The sequence below is a fragment of the Burkholderia sp. Tr-20355 genome (assembly GCF_017104685.1).
In the GTDB taxonomy this organism is placed as follows: Bacteria; Pseudomonadota; Gammaproteobacteria; order Burkholderiales; family Burkholderiaceae; genus Burkholderia; species Burkholderia seminalis.
In genome coordinates this window covers 1-732 of sequence record NZ_JAAGPK010000403.1, presented here as the reverse complement: position 1 = coordinate 732, position 732 = coordinate 1, and the positions used below count along the sequence as shown (strand labels likewise).

Below are 732 nucleotides of genomic sequence, written 5' to 3'. Positions count from 1 at the left end.
TTCATGCCGCGCCACCGGCGCGCAGCGGGGGAATCGCGGCCAACGTGTACCGCCTGCGCCGCGGCGGGCAGGACGGCGCGGCCGACTACACGGCCCTCGCGCGGCTGGTCGCCCAGGTGGCGCGACACGGCGCGCAGGCGGTCGCAATCAGCCCGACGCACGCCGGTTATCCGGCCCTTCCCGCGCACGACAGCCCGTATTCGCCGTCGTCGCGGCGCTGGCACAACGTCGCGTATCTCGACTGCGACGCGGTGCCGGGCGCCGATGGCGCGCATCACGCGCCCGCCGGCCCGGCCGACGCGCCGCTGATCGACTGGCCGCGCGTGCTGCCGATGAAGCTGCGCCGCCTGCGTGCGTGCTTCGACGCGTGGCGCGCCGGCAACGACCCGTCGCGCGACACATACCAGCGGTTTCGCGCGGCGGGCGGCGCGGCGCTCGACGCGCATGCGCGCTTCGATGCGCTGCAGGCGTTCTGCATCGAGCACGGGATCGGCGCGGACTGGCGGCAGTGGCCGGCGCCGTGGCGCACGCCGGGATCGGCGGAAGTCGAGGCGTTCGCGCACGAGCACGCCGACACGATCGCGTTCCACACGTTCCTGCAATGGTGCGCATCGCGCGCGCTCGGCGACGCGCAGCACGCCGCGCGCGGCGCGGGCATGGCGACGGGGCTGATCGCCGATCTCGCGGTCGGCTCCGATCGCGCGGGCAGCGACGCGTGGGCGCACGGCACGA

Annotated in this window: 1 protein-coding gene; it reads left to right on the top strand. The window is 75.7% G+C overall.

Annotated elements, in window-relative coordinates:
- Positions 1 to 732 (top strand): 4-alpha-glucanotransferase (locus tag G3N62_RS35625; protein ID WP_206141567.1); only part of this gene is annotated, 732 nt, incomplete at both ends.